Genomic DNA, 16,812 nt, shown 5'->3' with positions numbered 1-16,812 from the left:
CGGCAATGAAGCGGGCAATGAGCAGCGCTAGCCACGCCGCGACCGACATCGGGAGCAGTGCGATCGATGCTCCGATCAAGAGGTCTTGCACGGTAAGCACGGAGATGAGGCTCCACTCAACCGGCGCAAAGAAACCGAGATTGTAGAGCGTCGCGCCGACCATCGCAGTGACCGACAGGCCGGTAGCGATCTCGGTCAGACTCCGCTGCTCGAGCGACAGATGCTGGCGAAGCGCCGCTATTTCAATCATCGCGCCTGCTCCACGCCGAATAGTCATTGGCGTTCAGCAGATGGCGTCGGGAGAGTTTGGCAAACATGGCGATGTTCCTCGAGTTGCGATTGCACGAACTCGATAGACCTGTCGCCKGAACTAGACTTGAATGAAGGGGCTAAGCCGTCATCGGACGGGATGCCGGAGGAAGTTGCTGGCGCAACGAACTTGGAGCGAGCCCATACATCCTACGGGTCGTTCGGCTCAGATGGGCAGAATCCGCGAAGTTCGTCGCATGAGCCGCATCGGTCCAGGATGTTCCCCCGAAGCCGAGTTCGAGCGCACAATTGAGCCTTGTCCAAAGAAGATAGGCTCGAAACGAGATGCCTGTTTGCTCGACGAAAAGGTGTCTGAAGCGCCCTGCGGAGAGCCCAACATGATGGGCCACCGCTTCGAGGGTGAGCTGCTCTCCCAATTTTGCGGCAATAAAGGCGGTGGCACGAATAATCCGCTGATCGACCAGGCTTGCTGGAACACCTCCGCAAAGAGCGTAAAGCGTCTCCAGCGCGATATCCTCGAGCTCTTCGTCGAGGTTACCATTGTCGAACGCAGAACGAAGAGCCTTGGCGTGTGGCGCTATGTCGGCTGGGGGGAGGCCCAAGATATGGTCGCCTCCAAAGCGGGCCAAAAGGGCACGGCCCAGCGCAGACTCGGGCTCGCAGAAGAGGTTGGCAGCCGTCTTGCCGGGTGCCTGGAACGAGTGCGCAAGGTCGGGCGGAATGAAAGCCGCGCCGTACGATACCCAGGCTGCCGTGTCACCCGTTCGGAACTGCACGCGATCGGACAGACCCACGCTGACCTGAATGGCATGGTGGGAGTGAAGCTCAACCGGGCCAACTGCCTGCCCAATCCAAAGGCTTCCGCCAGACCAGAAAATGATCCTGCCAATGCCTGAAATCTGCATGCGGCTTTTATGCCATAGATCTCGCAAAGATTGGAGACGGTTGACGTTCGGGCCCTTGTCGTCATGGCGTCAGTGACATTCAGCTAGTCGGCAATGGCTGGCCCGTGTCACCAACTAGAGGTCATAGATGTGAGTTCGCCCAGGTCAGGCGAACGGAAGGTTCGGACCGCGAAATCCCACGGCGAAGAAAACAAGGTAGGGTGTCGGGAGCGAAGCCGGTCGTTCGTCCTTTGGATGCCCATCAACACAACTGGACACCTGACCAAACCCCGGAGTTCCAATGACCCCAACCATCACAGCTTTTGAGCGCTCACCCGACCGCGGCAAGGGACTGTCACGTGACATGCGTGTTCGCTGGGCGCTCGAAGAGGTGGGCCAACCCTACCATGTTCGGCTTGTTTCGTTCAGCGGGATGAAGGAGCCCGCGCATCGTGCGCTGCACCCATTCGGCCAGATACCGACCTATGAGGAAGGCGATCTCGCTCTGTTCGAGTCCGGCGCCATCGTGTTCCATATCGCGCAGCGCCATGCGGGCCTGCTGCCGGACGATCCGAATGCCCGGGCGCGCGCGATCACCTGGATGTTTGCCGCGCTGAGCACGATCGAGCCGCCGATCCTGGAACGGACGATGCCCATGATCGTGGAGCGCGACAAGCCCTGGTACGCGGAGCGCATGCCCATGCTCGACGGCCGCGTCCGTCAGCGGCTGGACGACCTTTCCACCTGGCTCGGCGATGCCGACTGGCTCGAAGGCGCGTTCAGCGCCGGCGACCTGCTGATGGTGACGGTGCTGCTTAGATTGCGCACATCGGGCATATTGGAGGACTATCCGACCCTCTCCGCCTATATCGCCCGCGGCGAAGCGCGGCCGGCCTACAAGCGTGCCTTCGACGCTCAATTGGCGGTGTTCACCGCCGCATCGACGGGTTGAGGCAGCGTGCTGTCTATGGATATTTCGTCTGGTTTGCGATCGCGTCCTGGAGGCTTGTATCGCCCTGCAACTCCTTTGGCAGAGGCAGACTGGAACATTGCAAATGCACCTCGCGGGAAAACAGCTTTCGTTGCTTCTGCTCATGTTCCTTGATGGCTGCCACGAGCCCCAATGAGTACGGGCCAAGCACGACGCCGAAGCCCCACCCCGGATGCTCCTTTTCGCGCGCGTCGTAGTTCGAAGCCGCCATGCGCGCTTGCTGGCATTCCGGCGACAGCCATTTGGGGTCCTGCTGCGAAAGCGACGCTTCATAGTCGACTGGCGAGGTCACGCATCCAGCCAATGTCGCGGCCAACGCGACCAACACTGCAAGTCTCATCCCGAGCCTTTCCCAAAGCATTGCGGAGAGAGCACTCAGAACCGTCCACAAGCTGATGGCTGCGATGAGGCAGTCCAGGGCACGGTTATCGCTCTCAATTGGTTTTCACAACTCAGAACCAGACAATCCCGAATGACTGATCTTGACCCCAAACGGTGATTCGCGAACGCCTCTTTGAATGTCCGTTGTGGTCAAAAGTTGACGTTCAACCGGCGGACAATCTGTGCCGCCAAAGGGCCATCGGCCGGCATCTCTGGTTGCTACTGCGTCTCCAGCTTCCCATTCAGCTGCGCACGGGCATCCCCGATCGAAGCGGCATACGTCACCAGCGGGCGCTTGACGCCGTGGTTGATCAGCGTGCGCCGTATCTGCGGCGAGGCGCCTGAGATAATGAAGCGCACGCCGGCGCGCTTTGCCTTGTGGGCGGCCCCCTCAATGACATTGGCGGCCGTCGAATCGAAGAATGGCACGGCCGAGCAGTCGAGGATGAAGTTCTTGCGCTGGTCTGCGATGCGGTCGAGCACGGTGCCGACCGTGGAGGCAGCGCCGAAGAAGAAGGCGCCCGAGATGCGGTAGACCACGGTCTCGGCGTCGGTCGCCTCGCTGGAATCATAGACGCTGGCGCTGTCGGCGACATCGTCCTGCACCAGCGACTGGTCGGCTTCGACCGCGATCGACTTGGCCATACGGTCGATGAACAGGATCGAGCCCAGCGCGAAGCCGACGACAATGCCTTCGGTCAGGTCGCGGAAGACGACGATCAGGAAGGTCGCCAACAGCACCAGCGCGTCGCCGCGCGAGGCGCGCAGGAGCGTGGCAAAAGCCTGTTTTTCGAACATGTTCCAGCAGACCACCGCCAGCACCCCGGCAAGGGCGGCAAGCGGGATGTAGCTGGCCAGGGGTGCGGCCACCAGCATGAAGACGAGCAGGAACAGCGAATGCAGCATGCCCGAAACCGGTCCGTGCGCGCCGGCCCGCACATTGGTGGCAGTGCGGGCGATGGTGCCGGTAGTGCAGATGCCGCCGAACAAGGCGGAGGCGATGTTGGCAAAACCTTGCGCCACCAACTCGCAATTGGAGCGGTGCCGGCGTCCGGTCATGCCGTCGGCGACCACGGCCGACAGCAGCGATTCGATGGCGCCGAGCAGGGCAAAGGCCACCGCATCCGGCAGCACGGCGACCACCTTGTCGAGGCTGAACACCGGCAGCGCCGGAAACGGCAGGCTGCGCGGAATGCCGCCATAACGCGTGCCGATCGTTTCCGCAGGCAGTGCCAGCAGCGCCACCACCAGCGAGGCCAGGCCGACGGCAATCAGCATGCCTGGCCAGCCAGGCCGCCAGCGTTTCACGCCAACGATGGTGGCGATGGTCAGCACCGCGACGAGCGTCGCCGAGATGTTGACCGTGCTCGCAGCCTCGCCGATCGCCATCAGCTTCGGCACCAGCGGCCCGGGCTCCTTGCCCGCCAGTTTCAGCCCGAACAGTTCGACGATCTGGCCGGAAAAGATGATGATCGCGATGCCGGCGGTGAAGCCGACCGTCACCGGGTAAGGAATGAACTTGATGTAGGTGCCAAGCCGTAGATAGCCGATCCCGAGCAGGAAGACGCCGGACATCATCGTTGCCAGCAGCAGCCCGTCGACGCCTTCGCGCTGTACCGTCGCCGCCACCAGCACGATGAAGGCGCCGGCCGGGCCGCCGATCTGGAAGCGGCTGCCGCCGAGCGCCGAGATGATGAAGCCACCGACGATGGCGGTGAACAGGCCGCGCTCCGGCGTCACCCCCGAAGCGATCGCGATCGCCATCGACAGCGGCAGCGCGACGATGGCGACGGTCAGTCCGGCCATGAAGTCGGCCTTGAATTGCGGCAGGTGATAACCCTCGCGCCAGACCGTCACCAGCTTGGGCGTGAACAGTTCGGAAAATGTCGGCTTTGCCGACTTCGTGGCCGACTTCTGGGCCTGATGCTGGCTTGCCTGATGGGCCTGGTCCATGAACGTGCCTTCCGCTCCGTGAAGGCGGCGGGATCGTCGGCAGCAAATGTCGGCGGTCGCGTCGCGACTTATCTGTGCCGACCCGGTTGCGGGAGGTTACCGCGGCGCGGCCGGCTTGAGGCGCACGCCCCGGCCACCGCGCTCGCTGGCCTGGTTCTCGCCGATCAGTTCCACCCCGGCCTCGTCGAGGGCCTGGATGACCTTCATCAGCGTATCGACCACGCCCCTGACCACGCCATCGCTCGCTTCCATGCGCTGGATGGTCGGAAGCGAAACCCCGGCGCGCTCGGCGAGCGTCTTCTGATCGATGCCGGCCAGCGCCCTCGCGGCGCGCATCTGCGCGGCAGTAATCATCGGCCAAAACTCCCGTCTGAGTCTGCGGGATCAACGTATAATACAATCATGATGATGTTTCAACCATCAGTATGCATATATGAAACATGGGCTTTGCTCTTATCGGCGCGATGGTGGCGAGTATGACATCCATGCTAGCCTATCGCATTGTCGTCGTTTGCAGAAAATCGACGGCGATCCCGTTTCATCGACAAACATCGAGGGGATAAGCCGTTGAAAATCTTGAAGGCTTTGATGACATCAGCATGCTTGCTGTCGACGGTTTTCCTGCTGGCGGGCTGCGGCCACGTGATCCACAGGATGATCTGACGCAGCACTTGCGGGTACGATTTGGCTCAGACCCGGACTCGCGCGGCGTCAACTGACGTCGGGCTGTCCGCGCCATCGCTGCCACGCCCGCGCCGTCAGCCAGCACAGCATCGCCCAGGTGAAGCCGGCACACCAGCCGGCCAGCACGTCCGACGGCCAGTGGACACCGAGATAGATACGGCTGATGCCGACCAGCAGCGTCGTCAGAACCGCCAGGCCAAGCACATAGATCTTCGTCGTTCGTCCCGGCAGGAAGCGCGCCGCCAGCGCGCCGAGCGTCAGGTAGGTTACCGCCGACAGCATGGCGTGGCCGCTCGGAAAGGACAGCGACGTCTCGTCGACGAGATGCGAGACGAGCTCGGGACGCGGCCGGTCGATGCCGGCTTTCAGCAGGCTGGATAGCGCTTGGCCACCCGCCACCGCCACGAAGATCAGCAGCGCTGTCGCCGGCCGGCGGATCAGCAGCAAATAGACGATCACCGCCGTTACGATCAGCACCAGCACGCTGGAGCTGCCGAGGCTGGTGATGTCGCGCATCGCGCCCTCCAGCCAGGGCGGACCGATAGGGAGTCCCGGTTGACCCGGCTGACGGAAAGCGAGCAGGATTTCGGTGTCGAAAGCGTGCGGCGTGGTGGCGCGCGCCACCTCCATCAGCTCCTCGAACCCCCACAGCCCGCCGGCGATGACCAGCCCGGCCAGCAGCACCGGGAATTCGATCCAGTTGAGCAGAGCATTCGCGGCGGTTTTCATCGGCAATTCGCCCCGTTACATCCGCCCCTGCAGATAGGGCCCGAGCGTGATCAGCGCCACGGCGGCGATCGCCAGCACGATGCCAACCGCCTGCAGCGCGTTGACGCGCTCGCCGAAGAACACCAGCGCCACCACATTGACCGACACCAGCTGGATCACCGCCGACAGGCTGAACGACACCGACATGCCGAATTCGCGGATCAGCCGCAGCATGATCAGATTGCCGAGCGAATAGAGCGCCAGCGTCAGCACGATCTTGCCCAGGCTTGGCGCCAGCCCCCATTGCTTCGCCGCCGTCGCGGCCAGCAGAAAAATCACCGTCGAAAAGCCGAGCTGCAGCAATCCCGAAAAACTCAATTTCTGCTCCTTGACCATGGCCTTTGTCGCGGGTGTCGCAATCCTTGTTCCCGAACCGCTGGTCGCGGTCAAGCGGGAGCGATCAAGGACAGGAAATCGGGTCGGATTGGCCGGCTGTCGTTGCCCATGACAAAGCAGGGCGGAGGCAGGATCGCGGCCCGGGACGATCGGTCGGCAAGAATCCGCAATCCTCCCTTTCGCGTTGAAACCATTCAAGCCTCGGGAAAGATTGGCAATTTAAACGTGGCGCCCTAGGTCAGTATCAGGAGACCGCCATGACAAAATCCGTTTATGACCGTGGCCTGCTCAAACCTGCCGACATCGCCCGGCTGCAGCGCGTGTTCGATGAAGCCTGCAAGCGGCGCGAAGCGCATCCCGATTCGGCCGACGCGCGGGAACTCGCGCTCACCTTGCTTGCCCTGCACAATGCCGGCATGGTCGAAGAGGAGATGCTGATGGAAGCCGTCGGTTTCCGGCGGCTCGAACCGAAATCGGCCTGAGACCGGCGCGACGGATTGCGCCTATCCGGCGCGCTGAACGACGGCCACATGCATCGGACTGCGCAATTTGAAGCCGATGGACTCGTACAGGCTTATGGCAGCGGCGTTTGTGGCATAGGCGTGGAGGTAGGGAACCTCACCGCGCGCCACGATCTGATTGGCCACAAACACGGACAGCAGCCGGCCGAGGCCGCCGCCGCGAAACTCCGGGTGCGAGCACACGCCGCTGAGTTCCGTATAGCCGGGCTGCTTCATGCGCTCGCCGGCCATCGCCGCCAGCCTGCCGTCGACCTTTATGCCCCAGAAGTCACCGAGGCTGAGAGCCCTGAGCGTGAACGGGCCGGGCTTGGTCAGCGAGGCCAAAGCGAGCATCTCGGCCGCGTCGTCCTGAGTCAGCTGCTGCACCCGCTCGTCCGACACGGCCTGCAAGGGCACCTCGAGAACCATCTGGACGCCGGAGGCGGTCGAGATCGCGGCCAGTTCAGCGGGAAGCGCAATGGCGTCCGCCTGCAGCAGGATGACACTCTCGCCAGCGGCAACAAGCGCCTGAAGCGCTTGCAGGCTTTCGGCGTCGTTAGCGGCGCTGGCTGCGAAGGGAACGATCGACGAGGGATAGCGCCGGGCGAGGGCGTCACCTTGCGCGAAGGCCTGATGGCGTGTCTCCAGCGCGCTCCAGACAGGGCGATCGAGCACGTGCCTCATAGCGCTTTTCCCACACGGCGATCGAGCGGAGCCGCAGCCAAGCCATCCTCGATGGCGGCCAGCTGATCGAGAAGCGGCCCTGAAAGATCCCTGCACAAATCGGCGACGGCGTTCTCGATGCGCGGCCACACATCGCGCTTGCCAGTATCGACCAGGCGCTGCCCCTTCTTCGTCAGCGAGACGATCCTGCGCCGCTGGTCACCGTCCGACTGAATCACTTCGACCAGCTCCAGCTCAGACAGCAGTGACACGCTCCGCGTCACGCCCGGCTGCGTGATCCCGAGCGACTGCGCCAGTTCGCCGACGGGCAGCGGCCCCAGCCTGTCGAGCGCGGCCAGCAGTGGGTACTGGCTCGACTGCACCGGAACCTCCAGGCGATCGAGCAGACGCTGCGTATCCGCCTGCAATTGCTCGCCGATGCGCTTCAGCCGGCTGCCCAGGGCGAGGTAGCCAAGAGATCGAATGATGTCTTCCATTGTCAGCTCGCTCATAATAATCAATAACATGTTATATAACAAAGCAAGGAAGAGAATCAAGACCTCCCCGTTAGGAGGCCGGCGTCTCTCAGCTTCGTCATCCCAGGGCGGAGCAGCCGCGTAGCGGCGTCGCGAAGACCTGGGATCCATGCCACGACCTTGGCCCACGGGCGCAGCGGAGCAGAATTCTGCACCGCCTTGTAGCTTAGAAGTCGCGGCATGGATCCTCGGGTCTGCGCCGCGTCGCTGCGCTCCTTGCTCCGCCCGTGGATGACGAAGCTGAGAGGCTCCAGCCAATCGCCAGGGCTAAGTGCGCTGCGGTTTTCCCCCAGAAGGGAGGGTCTACGACCCCCTGGCAATCTGCCTCGCAATCTCGCGGGCCTGCAGGCCGGCGCTGTGGAAGTAGCTGGTCAGGCTCGGCCGCATGCCGATGAACCACAGGCCGGGCTGGCCGCTCGGCGTGCCGCCATTGGCTTTCGGCACGCCTTTTTGGTCGAGCACACCGAGATCGCCGACCATGGTTTCGAGCCCGGTGCGGTAGCCGGTCGCCGCGATCACCACGTCCGGCTCGATGATCGCGCCGTCACTCAGCCGGACAGCCGCGCCATCGAAGCTCGCCACCGGCGCCGCCACTGTGATACGGCCGGCCTTGAGCGCGGCGACGGCGCCGTCATCGACGGCAATGGCGATCTGCTCGGCGCCGAGCCGGCTGGCGCCGCCCTTTGGCGCCGGCGGCAGGCCGAAGCGCGAGAGATCGCCGAAGACCAGCCGCTGCGTCGCCGAGATCATCCTGTCGACGATGGGCGTCGGCAGCTGCGCCATGAAGCCGGCGAAGCGGTGCACGGCGACGCTGCCGATCCGCTTCGGCAGCAGCGACGGGCCGTGCCTCGCCGACAGCCAGACATGTTTGGTGTCGACGCCTGAGAGATGGTTGAGCACGTCGAAGCCGGAATTTCCGGCCCCGATCACCAGCACGCTTTTGCCCGAATGGTCTTCCGCCGTGCCGAAATCGGCGGCGTGGATGAGTTTGCCCCGGAAAGCTGCAGCCCCCGGCCAGTCCGGCATCCAAGGCAGGCGGTCGCGGCCGGTGGCGACGATCACATGCTCAGTGCTGCGCGGACCCGCGCTGGTGTGCACCAGCCAGCCTTGGCCATCGCCGGCGATCCGTTCGACCGCCACGCCGAATTCGATCGCAAGGCCGCGCTCGCGGGCAAAGTCCTCGAGATGGTCAACGATGACATCCTTGTGCGGGAAGGCGCCGGTGCGCGGCGGATAGGAAAGCCCCGGCAGCGCCGACAGCGCCCGGTGCGTGTTCAGATGCAGTCGCTCGTGCCGCCGCCGCCACGGTTCGGCGAGCCGCATCTCTTTCTCCAGCACGATTGCAGGCACGCCGAGCCTGCCCAGCGCGTCGGCCGCAGCCAGCCCGGCCGCACCGGCGCCGATGACGATCACCGGTCCATCGGGCACCGCTTCGCTTGTCGTTGCCGCCATTCCGCCGAGATTCCCTTCCAGGTGCGCCGTGGGGCGCAGAGTGCGTCCTATATGGCACTTGCGCGATATGATCGATAATCAGGTCGCGTCAATACGACTGATTCGAGGCCGTGGGCTGGCCTCCATACCCCAAGGCACGCGAAAGCTCGACCATGCCCTCGTTGCGCATCTATTTCGACAGACTGCTTGAAGGCGCCGCGCCCAGGGTTCCGCGCCAGGAGCTGAGCCATGTCGAGCGCCTGGCACTGGTTCGCCGGCACGGCGATTTTTCGCTCGCCTATTCCACCGCCGTACAACAAAAACTGTCCTATTTCGGCGATGCCGACGGCTACATCGCCTTCGGCACCAAGATGAAGCACCACTTCGCTCTCGGCGATCCGGTGGCGCATCCGGCCGACCGACCCGACTACATCAAGCGCTTTGTCGAAGCCGCCGGTGGCCCCTGGTTCGTGCAGATCGGCGCGGAAACCGCCCGCGTGCTCGCAGGGCTCGGCTATCAGGTCAATCGCTTCGGCATCGACTCCAGGCTCGTCCTGCCCGATCACGATTTTTCCGGAAAGCGCAACGAAACCGTCCGCTACTCCGAACGCTGGCTCTCGAAAAAGGGCTTTTCCTTTGCCGAGGACAAGCGGACCATTTTCCTCGATGAGATCGCGCGGCTTTCCGAGAATTGGCGCGGCGACCGCATCGTCAAGCGCTGGGAGATGGGCTTTCTCAACCGCCCCTTCGCCGATCATCTTGGCGTCGACATGCGCCGCTTCATCCTGCACGGTCCGCAGGGCGAGCTTGTCGCTTTGCTCGACTTCGATCCGCTATTTCGCGACGGCAAGGTCATCGGCTACACCACCGCCTTCAAGCGCAAGCATATCGATGCCTCGCCGCATGCCGAAATCGGCCTGACCAAATTCGCCGTCGACCGTTTTCGCGAAGAGGGCATCTCGGTCGTCACGCTTGGCCTGTCGCCGATGGTCGACATCGAGCCGAGCGGATTTGTCGAAAGCGATTTCTGGCGCAATGCCTTCCGGCGCGCCTATGATTCGCCCTGGGTCAACCGCCGCAGGTTCAACCTGCAGGGACAGGCCGCCTTCAAGCGCCGCTACCACGGCGTCGAGGAGCCGGTCTACATCGCCTTCCGCAAGGGGACCTATGTCGAGATGCTGGGGCTGCTGCGGCTGGTAAAGGCCATCTGAGGTCAGTTCCTCAGCCGATAACCGGTCCTGAAGATCCAGGCGACGATCGTGATGCAGACCAGCAGGAAGACGACGGTCATGCCGAGGCTGATGCCGACAGAGACGTCGGACTTGCCGTAGAAGCTCCAGCGGAACCCGCTGATCAGATAGACGACCGGGTTGAACAGCGTCACCGTGCGCCAGATGCCGGGCAGCATGTTGATCGAATAAAAACTGCCGCCAAGGAAGGTCAGCGGCGTGATGATCAACAGCGGCACCAGCTGCAATTGCTCGAAGCTTTTCGCCCAGATGCCGATGATGAAGCCGAACAGACTGAAGGTCACCGCCGTCAAGACAAGGAAGGCGAGCATCCAGAACGGATGCAGGATGGTGAGCGGCACGAACAGCGACGCCGTCGCCAGGATGATCAGCCCAAGCACGATCGACTTGGTCGCCGCACCGCCGACATAGGCGATGACGATCTCGAGGTAGGAGACAGGCGCCGACAGCAGCTCGTAGATCGAGCCGACGAATTTCGGGAAATAGATGGCGAAGGAGGCGTTGGAGATCGACTGCGTCAGCAGCGACAGCATGATCAGCCCCGGCACGATGAAGGCGCCGTAGCTGATGCCGTCGATCTCGGTGATGCGCGACCCGATGGCCGAGCCGAAGACGACGAAATAGAGCGATGTCGAAATGACCGGCGAAATGACGCTCTGCAGCAGGGTACGCCCCGTGCGCGCCATTTCCGTCCGATAGATTGCCCATACCGCACGCAGGTTCATGGCTCTTGCCTCAAGAGATTGACGAAGATCTCCTCCAGCGAGCTGTTTTGCGTGTCGAGATCGCGAAACTGGATACCTGATGCCTCGAGGTCGCGGATCAGCGAGGCGACGCCCGGCCGCTCTGCCTGGTCGTCATAAGTGTAGGTCAGTTTTCCGCCGTCGGGCGACAGCTCCAGCGCATAGCGCGACAAGGCCTCCGGGACGGTGGCGAGCGGGCGGCGCAGTTCCAGCATCAGCTGCTTGCGGCCGAGCTTGCGCATCAATTCGGCCTTGTCCTCGACCAGGATGATCTCGCCGCGATTGATGACGCCGACGCGGTCGGCCATCGCCTCGGCCTCCTCGATATAGTGCGTGGTCAGGATGATGGTGACGCCGTCCTCGCGCAGCCGCCGCACCATCTCCCACATGTCCTGGCGCAATTCGACATCGACGCCGGCCGTCGGCTCGTCGAGGAACAGCACGCGCGGCTCGTGCGACAGCGCCTTGGCGATCATCAGCCGCCGCTTCATGCCGCCCGACAGCGTGATCGCCTTGGCGTCCTTCTTGTCCCACAGCGACAGGTCGCGCAGCACCTTCTCGACGAAGGCATGGTTAGCCGGCTTGCCGAACAGGCCGCGGCTGTAATTGACCGTTGCCCACACGCTCTCGAAAGCATCGATGGTCAGTTCCTGCGGCACCAGCCCGATCAGGCTGCGCGCGGCACGATAGTCCTTGCCGATGTCATGGTTGTCGACCGTCACCGTGCCCGACGAGCGGTTGACGATGCCGCAGACGATCGAGATCAGCGTCGTCTTGCCGGCGCCGTTCGGCCCGAGCAGCGCAAAGATCTCACCGCGCTCGATATCGAGGTTGATCTCCTTCAGCGCCTTGAAGCCGGTGGCATAGGTCTTGGTGACCCCGGAAATGGAAATGATCGATGGCATGGCTGAAATACGGCTGCTTCAAAGGTGTGGGGATTATTATTGCGCTGAATGTCGGTGCGCGCGGCGGGAAGTCAATGCCGCTCCTGACAAATGGAGACAAACGTTGCGCCCATGCCGCTTGTCCGGGTGCTGACGCTTTCGGCCAAAGTGCTGCGACAACGCGCCCCGCGTGACGCCACGCCGCTTTGACCGGACCGCGCTTCGCGCCTATTCTCAAGGGATAAGCAGCAGCCGGAGCCCGCCATGGACCCGCTCATCCTGTCGCGCATCCAGTTCGGCGCGAACATCTCGTTCCACATCCTGTTTCCGACGATCACCATTGCGCTTGGCTGGGTGCTCTTGTTCTTCAAGCTGCGCTATAACGCGACAGGCGATTCCGCCTGGATGCGCGCCTATTTCACCTGGGTAAAAGTGTTCGCGCTGTCCTTTGCCATGGGTGTCGTCACCGGCGTCACCATGAGCTTCCAGTTCGGCACCAACTGGCCGGGCTACATGCAGACCGTCGGCAACATCGCCGGGCCGCTGCTCGCCTACGAGATACTCACCGCCTTCTTCCTCGAAGCGGCCTTCCTCGGCATCATGCTGTTCGGCTTCCGCCGCGTCTCCAACCGTGTCCACACGCTGGCCACCGTGCTGGTCGCCGGCGGCACCACAGTCTCCGCCTTCTGGATCATCGCACTGAACTCTTGGATGCAGACGCCGGCCGGCTTCGAGATGCGTGACGGCGTCGCACATGCCGTCGACTGGTGGGCGATCGTCTTCAACCCGTCCATGCCCTACCGCCTCGTCCATATGCTGCTCGCCTCCGGCCTGACGGTGTCCTTCCTGATCGCCGGCCTGTCAGCGCTGCGCTATCTCACTGGCGACCGTTCGGAATCGATGTGGAAGGCGCTGCGCACTGGCGTCTTCACCGCCGCCATCCTGATCCCAATCCAGATCTTCGCCGGTGACCAGCATGGGCTCAACACGCTGGAGCATCAGCCGCAGAAGATCGCCGCCATGGAGGCCAACTGGAACACCGGCCCCAACGTGCCGCTTGTGCTGTTCGCGCTTCCCGATGAGGCGACGAAAGAGAACAAATTCGAGATCGCCATCCCCGACGGCGCCAGCCTTGTGCTCAGGCACTCGACCAGCGGCGTCGTGCCGGGGCTGAACGACTATCCCGGTCTCCATCCGCCGGTCTTCCCGGTGTTCTGGGGCTTTCGCATCATGGTCGGCACCGGCATCCTGATGCTCATCGTCTCCTGGTCGRCCGCCTTCTTCCTCAAGCGCCGCCACAGCCTGCCCAAGCCGCTGGCCATGCTGATGGTGCCGATGGCGCTGTCCGGCTGGCTGGCGACGCTGGCCGGCTGGTACACCACCGAGATCGGCCGCCAGCCCTGGCTGGTCACCGGCGTCTTGAAGACCGCCGACGCCGTCGGCCCGGTCGCCGGCAGCCATGTCGCCTTCACGCTTGCCGTCTATCTCATCCTCTACGTGCTGCTGTTGATCGCCTATCTCGGCGTGCTGGTGCACCTGGCGCTGAAGGCGGCCAAGGAGGGCGACAACTCGCCACTGCCGGGTGTCAGAAGCGCAGCCTTGTCGCAGCCAGCGGCTGGTGAGTGAGGAGAAAAAAGATGACAATTGACTGGCCAACCGCGCTCCCCCTCATCTTCGCCGGGCTCATGGGCCTCGCCATCCTGATCTACGTCATCCTCGACGGTTTTGACCTCGGCATAGGCATTCTCTTTGCCGCCGCCGAGGACGCCGAGCAGGATACGATGATCGCCGCCATCGGCCCGTTCTGGGACGCCAACGAGACCTGGTTGGTGCTGGCTGTCGGCCTGCTGCTGGTCGCCTTTCCGATGGCGCATGGCACCATCCTCACCGCGCTCTACATTCCGGTCTTCGTACTTCTGGTCGGCCTCATCCTGCGCGGCGTCGCCTTCGATTTCCGCGCCAAGGTGCCGGCCGGCATGAAGCAGCGCTGGAATCGCATCTTCTTCCTCGGTTCCATCATCGCCTCGCTGGCGCAGGGCTATATGCTCGGCGTCTATGTGCTTGGCCTCGATGTCGGCCTTGGCGGCATGGCCTTTGGCGCGCTGGTGGCGTTCTGCCTCGCCGCCGCCTATTGCGCGATGGGCGCCGCCTGGCTGATCTACAAGACCGAGGGCGAGTTGCAGAAGAAGGCAGTGCTGTGGCTGCGCACGGCGCTGGTGCTGGCCGCACTCGGCATGGCCGCAGTGTCGCTGGCGACGCCCTTCGCCAGCCCGCGCATCTTCGCCAAATGGTTCGTCTGGCCAGAGATGCTCTATCTGTCGCCGCTGCCGATCTTCTCGGCCCTGCTGTTCGCCTGGCTTTGGCGCCAGACCTTTCATCTGCCCAAGCCCGACGACCGCCATGCGCTGACGCCGTTCCTGACGCTGGCCGCCATTTTTACGCTCGGCTTTGCCGGGCTGGCGTGGTCGTTCTACCCGTTCGTGGTGCCGGACAAACTGACCATCTGGCAGGCCGCCTCAGCCCCCGAAAGCCTCGCCATCATCCTCGCCGGCACGGTCGTCGTGCTGCCGGTCATCATCTTCTATTCGTTCTACGCCTACCGCGTCTTTGGCGGCAAGGCGACGGATTTGACGTATGATTGAGAGGAGCAGGGAATGGGCGTTGGCGAAGAGGGTGGCGTATCCCATCGCTTCGTCATCCTAGGGCGAAGCAAGGAGCGAAGCGACGCGGCGCAGACCCTAGGATCCATGCCGTGACAGTGGTGCCGTGCTCCAGCGGTGCAAGGAACCGAGCGACTACGACCCCGTCCCGCGAAAGAGCTCGAACCACTCGGGATTGGCCGTCTCGATCAGATCGATCTTCCATTGGCGTGGCCAGCGCTTCAGCGATTTTTCGCGCTGGATGGCGTCGGTAATGTCGAAGAATTCCTCGTACCAGACCAGCCGCTGCACGCCGTAGCGGCTGGTGAAGCCTGCGCCTTGGCCTGATTTGTGCTCCGGCATGCGGCGGCCAAGATCGTTGGTGACGCCGATGTAGATCGTGCCGCGCTTCTGGCTCGCGGTCATGTAGACGTAGCCGGTCATAGCGTGAGGATAGCTGGCGATCTGCCGCGCAGCTATCCTGGACCGCTGCATCCTACGATCACCTTCACGGCATGGATCCTAGGGTCTGCGCTGCGTCGCTACGCTCCTTGCTCCGCCCTAGGATGACGAAGGGAAGGGAGGGAGGGCGTCGCTGCTCCGTATCTTCCCAAACACCTACCAAACTCAACTCTTGCTCGCCGCCAGCACCAGCACCGGCTTGTCGCTGTACAGCGCCGGGAACAGCGCCTTCAAATTCGCCACCTTGGGCAGGTCGTTGTAGACGATGTAGGGATAGGTCGGGTTCAGCGTCAGAAAATCCTGGTGATAGTCCTCGGCCGGATAGAAGGTCTTGCCGGTCTCCAGCGTGGTGACGATCGGCTTGGCAAACACCTTGGCCTGGTCGAGCTGGGCGATGTAGCTCTGCGCGATCTTCTTTTGCGCGTCGCTTTCGGCAAAGATCGTCGAGCGGTACTGGGTGCCGCTGTCGGGGCCCTGATAGTTCAATTGCGTCGGGTTGTGCGCCACCGAAAAATACACCTGCAGCAGCTGACCGTAGGTGACCTTGGACGGCTCGTAGGTGATCTCGACGGATTCGGCGTGGCCGGTGCGGCCGCTGCCGACGGTCTCGTAGACGGCGGTGTCCTTGTCGCCGCCAGTATAGCCCGACACCGCCTTGGTCACGCCCTTGACGTGCTGGAACACGCCTTGCACGCCCCAGAAACAGCCGCCGGCGAAGATTGCCTTTTCGGTGCCGCTGGCCGCCTTCTCGTCCACCGCCGGCGGCGGGATCACCACCGCGTCCTCGGCCGAGTTGGCCGGGCTCTGCCAGAAGGCAGCACCCGCCGCCGCCAGGATGAGCGCGGCGAGCGCGCCCTTGGCGAAGCTCGGCGTTCTCGTCTTTGCAATACCGGTCATGTCTGATCTCCCAAGTTGGAGTTTGATTGTACGATATATAGGTACGTCGCCGTTTCACATTGCTGTGCGCATCTGGCGCAGCGCATCGCCGACAGAAGGGACCGTCCCTGACCTGGACAGGGAACGGCCATGGCCAGGGGCGGCCGGAAGCGAACCGAGCCTATTTGGCCGGAGCCATGGCGTCGGTCGCTCCCGTAGCGGGTTTCATCGCATCCGTTGCCGGCTTCATCGCATCGGTGGCCATCGGGTCGGCCGGCTTCATCGCATTGGTCGCCATCGGATCGACAGGCTTCATCGCATCGGTCGCCATCGGATCGACAGGCTTCATCGCATCCGTGGCCGGTTTCATGGCATCGGTCGCCGGCTTCATGGCGTCCGTTGCCGGCTTCATGGCGTCGGTGGCCATGGCTGGCTTCATGGCATCTTCAGCGCGGGCGATGCCGCCGGCAAACAGCACCGTCGAGCACAGCGCCAGGGCCAGGGCCGGCAGCGTCAGGCGAGAAAGATTGGTCATGGAAGTCTCCTTGGGTTGGTGGCGCG

General features: G+C 63.3%; 21 protein-coding genes. 6 read left to right on the top strand and 15 right to left on the bottom strand.

Annotated features, from left to right (window positions below):
- The coding region (locus tag AC1DVW_RS28190; RefSeq protein WP_477327502.1) for a hypothetical protein at positions 1-250 on the bottom strand (250 nt) is incomplete at its 3' end.
- A gap of 139 nt (positions 251-389) precedes the next feature.
- Positions 390-596, bottom strand: coding sequence for a helix-turn-helix domain-containing protein (locus AC1DVW_RS28185; protein ID WP_477327510.1), 207 nt, complete (start codon positions 594-596; stop codon positions 390-392).
- Between AC1DVW_RS28185 and AC1DVW_RS28180 the strand changes: the two genes are divergently transcribed.
- On the top strand, positions 507-1,166 hold the full coding sequence (locus AC1DVW_RS28180) for a hypothetical protein (RefSeq protein WP_477327512.1): 660 nt from the start codon (positions 507-509) through the stop codon (positions 1,164-1,166). The genes AC1DVW_RS28185 and AC1DVW_RS28180 overlap by 90 nt on opposite strands.
- 289 nt (positions 1,167-1,455) lie before the next feature.
- Positions 1,456-2,106 carry a glutathione S-transferase family protein gene (locus AC1DVW_RS28175; RefSeq protein WP_477327500.1) on the top strand — a complete coding sequence of 217 codons (651 nt, stop codon included), beginning with the start codon at positions 1,456-1,458 and terminating at the stop codon, positions 2,104-2,106.
- A 13-nt stretch (positions 2,107-2,119) separates the two neighbouring features.
- Here the strand turns inward: AC1DVW_RS28175 and AC1DVW_RS28170 are convergent, their stop codons facing one another.
- From AC1DVW_RS28170 to AC1DVW_RS28150, 5 genes are all read right to left on the bottom strand, one after another.
- Positions 2,120-2,485, bottom strand: a complete 366-nt coding sequence (locus tag AC1DVW_RS28170; protein WP_477327498.1) for a hypothetical protein — start codon at positions 2,483-2,485, stop codon at positions 2,120-2,122.
- A gap of 260 nt (positions 2,486-2,745) precedes the next feature.
- On the bottom strand, positions 2,746-4,479 hold the full coding sequence (locus AC1DVW_RS28165; RefSeq protein ID WP_477327496.1) for a SulP family inorganic anion transporter: 1,734 nt from the start codon (positions 4,477-4,479) through the stop codon (positions 2,746-2,748).
- Positions 4,480-4,575: 96 nt separating this feature from the next.
- Positions 4,576-4,833 carry a helix-turn-helix domain-containing protein gene (locus tag AC1DVW_RS28160; RefSeq protein WP_477240335.1) on the bottom strand — a complete coding sequence of 86 codons (258 nt, stop codon included), beginning with the start codon at positions 4,831-4,833 and terminating at the stop codon, positions 4,576-4,578.
- Positions 4,834-5,190: 357 nt separating this feature from the next.
- Positions 5,191-5,892 carry a phosphatase PAP2 family protein gene (locus AC1DVW_RS28155; protein ID WP_477327494.1) on the bottom strand — a complete coding sequence of 234 codons (702 nt, stop codon included), beginning with the start codon at positions 5,890-5,892 and terminating at the stop codon, positions 5,191-5,193.
- A gap of 15 nt (positions 5,893-5,907) precedes the next feature.
- The gene (locus tag AC1DVW_RS28150; protein ID WP_477240339.1) at positions 5,908-6,249 is read right to left on the bottom strand and encodes a hypothetical protein; all 342 of its coding nucleotides are present in this window, start codon (positions 6,247-6,249) and stop codon (positions 5,908-5,910) included.
- Positions 6,250-6,524: 275 nt separating this feature from the next.
- Here AC1DVW_RS28150 and AC1DVW_RS28145 point away from each other — a divergent pair, with 275 nt between their 5' ends.
- On the top strand, positions 6,525-6,749 hold the full coding sequence (locus AC1DVW_RS28145; protein ID WP_477240341.1) for a hypothetical protein: 225 nt from the start codon (positions 6,525-6,527) through the stop codon (positions 6,747-6,749).
- A gap of 21 nt (positions 6,750-6,770) precedes the next feature.
- On the opposite strand, the gene AC1DVW_RS28140 is transcribed toward AC1DVW_RS28145, so the two are convergent.
- The 3 genes from AC1DVW_RS28140 to AC1DVW_RS28130 all read right to left on the bottom strand — a co-directional run bounded on the left by AC1DVW_RS28140 (position 6,771) and on the right by AC1DVW_RS28130 (position 9,418).
- Entirely contained in the window at positions 6,771-7,451 is a 681-nt protein-coding gene (locus AC1DVW_RS28140) for a GNAT family N-acetyltransferase (protein WP_477327492.1), read from the bottom strand.
- Positions 7,448-7,927, bottom strand: a complete 480-nt coding sequence (locus AC1DVW_RS28135) for a MarR family winged helix-turn-helix transcriptional regulator (protein ID WP_477240345.1) — start codon at positions 7,925-7,927, stop codon at positions 7,448-7,450. Before AC1DVW_RS28135 ends, AC1DVW_RS28140 begins: the two co-directional genes overlap by 4 nt.
- 342 nt (positions 7,928-8,269) lie before the next feature.
- A complete protein-coding gene (locus AC1DVW_RS28130) occupies positions 8,270-9,418 on the bottom strand; it encodes a flavin-containing monooxygenase (protein WP_477327490.1) in 1,149 nt (382 codons plus the stop codon).
- Between the two features lie 152 nt (positions 9,419-9,570).
- Here AC1DVW_RS28130 and AC1DVW_RS28125 point away from each other — a divergent pair, with 152 nt between their 5' ends.
- On the top strand, positions 9,571-10,608 hold the full coding sequence (locus AC1DVW_RS28125; protein WP_477327508.1) for a phosphatidylglycerol lysyltransferase domain-containing protein: 1,038 nt from the start codon (positions 9,571-9,573) through the stop codon (positions 10,606-10,608).
- 2 nt (positions 10,609-10,610) lie between these two features.
- Here the strand turns inward: AC1DVW_RS28125 and AC1DVW_RS28120 are convergent, their stop codons facing one another.
- Both AC1DVW_RS28120 and AC1DVW_RS28115 read right to left on the bottom strand, forming a co-directional pair.
- Positions 10,611-11,372 carry an ABC transporter permease gene (locus tag AC1DVW_RS28120; protein WP_477240349.1) on the bottom strand — a complete coding sequence of 254 codons (762 nt, stop codon included), beginning with the start codon at positions 11,370-11,372 and terminating at the stop codon, positions 10,611-10,613.
- A complete protein-coding gene (locus AC1DVW_RS28115) occupies positions 11,369-12,295 on the bottom strand; it encodes an ABC transporter ATP-binding protein (RefSeq protein ID WP_477274037.1) in 927 nt (308 codons plus the stop codon). Before AC1DVW_RS28115 ends, AC1DVW_RS28120 begins: the two co-directional genes overlap by 4 nt.
- A 243-nt stretch (positions 12,296-12,538) precedes the next feature.
- On the opposite strand from AC1DVW_RS28115, the gene AC1DVW_RS28110 reads away from it, so the two are divergent.
- Together AC1DVW_RS28110 and AC1DVW_RS28105 are read left to right on the top strand one after the other, a co-directional pair.
- Entirely contained in the window at positions 12,539-13,900 is a 1,362-nt protein-coding gene (locus AC1DVW_RS28110; protein WP_477327488.1) for a cytochrome ubiquinol oxidase subunit I, read from the top strand.
- 11 nt (positions 13,901-13,911) lie between these two features.
- The gene (locus AC1DVW_RS28105; protein WP_477327486.1) at positions 13,912-14,916 is read left to right on the top strand and encodes a cytochrome d ubiquinol oxidase subunit II; all 1,005 of its coding nucleotides are present in this window, start codon (positions 13,912-13,914) and stop codon (positions 14,914-14,916) included.
- 153 nt (positions 14,917-15,069) lie between these two features.
- Here AC1DVW_RS28105 and AC1DVW_RS28100 read toward each other — a convergent pair whose 3' ends face one another.
- The 3 genes from AC1DVW_RS28100 to AC1DVW_RS28090 all read right to left on the bottom strand — a co-directional run bounded on the left by AC1DVW_RS28100 (position 15,070) and on the right by AC1DVW_RS28090 (position 16,786).
- On the bottom strand, positions 15,070-15,357 hold the full coding sequence (locus AC1DVW_RS28100; protein WP_477327506.1) for a GIY-YIG nuclease family protein: 288 nt from the start codon (positions 15,355-15,357) through the stop codon (positions 15,070-15,072).
- 183 nt (positions 15,358-15,540) lie between these two features.
- A complete protein-coding gene (gene msrA / locus AC1DVW_RS28095; protein WP_477327484.1) occupies positions 15,541-16,272 on the bottom strand; it encodes a peptide-methionine (S)-S-oxide reductase MsrA in 732 nt (243 codons plus the stop codon).
- A 160-nt stretch (positions 16,273-16,432) separates the two neighbouring features.
- On the bottom strand, positions 16,433-16,786 hold the full coding sequence (locus tag AC1DVW_RS28090) for a hypothetical protein (RefSeq protein WP_477327482.1): 354 nt from the start codon (positions 16,784-16,786) through the stop codon (positions 16,433-16,435).
- Between the last annotated feature and the right edge of the window lie 26 nt (positions 16,787-16,812).

This window comes from Mesorhizobium sp. P3_B5 (genome assembly GCF_056402815.1).
This window is presented reverse-complemented; position numbering and strand designations above follow the sequence as displayed.

Coding starts and splice junctions, on each gene's coding strand:
- AC1DVW_RS28180 (WP_477327512.1), top strand. CDS start 507: ATGAGCCGCATCGGTCCAGGATGTTCCCCCGAAGCCGAGTTCGAGCGC.
- AC1DVW_RS28175 (WP_477327500.1), top strand. CDS start 1,456: ATGACCCCAACCATCACAGCTTTTGAGCGCTCACCCGACCGCGGCAAG.
- AC1DVW_RS28170 (WP_477327498.1), bottom strand. CDS start 2,485: ATGAGACTTGCAGTGTTGGTCGCGTTGGCCGCGACATTGGCTGGATGC.
- AC1DVW_RS28165 (WP_477327496.1), bottom strand. CDS start 4,479: ATGGACCAGGCCCATCAGGCAAGCCAGCATCAGGCCCAGAAGTCGGCC.
- AC1DVW_RS28160 (WP_477240335.1), bottom strand. CDS start 4,833: ATGATTACTGCCGCGCAGATGCGCGCCGCGAGGGCGCTGGCCGGCATC.
- AC1DVW_RS28155 (WP_477327494.1), bottom strand. CDS start 5,892: ATGAAAACCGCCGCGAATGCTCTGCTCAACTGGATCGAATTCCCGGTG.
- AC1DVW_RS28145 (WP_477240341.1), top strand. CDS start 6,525: ATGACAAAATCCGTTTATGACCGTGGCCTGCTCAAACCTGCCGACATC.
- AC1DVW_RS28140 (WP_477327492.1), bottom strand. CDS start 7,451: ATGAGGCACGTGCTCGATCGCCCTGTCTGGAGCGCGCTGGAGACACGC.
- AC1DVW_RS28135 (WP_477240345.1), bottom strand. CDS start 7,927: ATGGAAGACATCATTCGATCTCTTGGCTACCTCGCCCTGGGCAGCCGG.
- AC1DVW_RS28130 (WP_477327490.1), bottom strand. CDS start 9,418: ATGGCGGCAACGACAAGCGAAGCGGTGCCCGATGGACCGGTGATCGTC.
- AC1DVW_RS28125 (WP_477327508.1), top strand. CDS start 9,571: ATGCCCTCGTTGCGCATCTATTTCGACAGACTGCTTGAAGGCGCCGCG.
- AC1DVW_RS28120 (WP_477240349.1), bottom strand. CDS start 11,372: ATGAACCTGCGTGCGGTATGGGCAATCTATCGGACGGAAATGGCGCGC.
- AC1DVW_RS28115 (WP_477274037.1), bottom strand. CDS start 12,295: ATGCCATCGATCATTTCCATTTCCGGGGTCACCAAGACCTATGCCACC.
- AC1DVW_RS28105 (WP_477327486.1), top strand. CDS start 13,912: ATGACAATTGACTGGCCAACCGCGCTCCCCCTCATCTTCGCCGGGCTC.
- AC1DVW_RS28100 (WP_477327506.1), bottom strand. CDS start 15,357: ATGACCGGCTACGTCTACATGACCGCGAGCCAGAAGCGCGGCACGATC.
- msrA (WP_477327484.1), bottom strand. CDS start 16,272: ATGACCGGTATTGCAAAGACGAGAACGCCGAGCTTCGCCAAGGGCGCG.
- AC1DVW_RS28090 (WP_477327482.1), bottom strand. CDS start 16,786: ATGACCAATCTTTCTCGCCTGACGCTGCCGGCCCTGGCCCTGGCGCTG.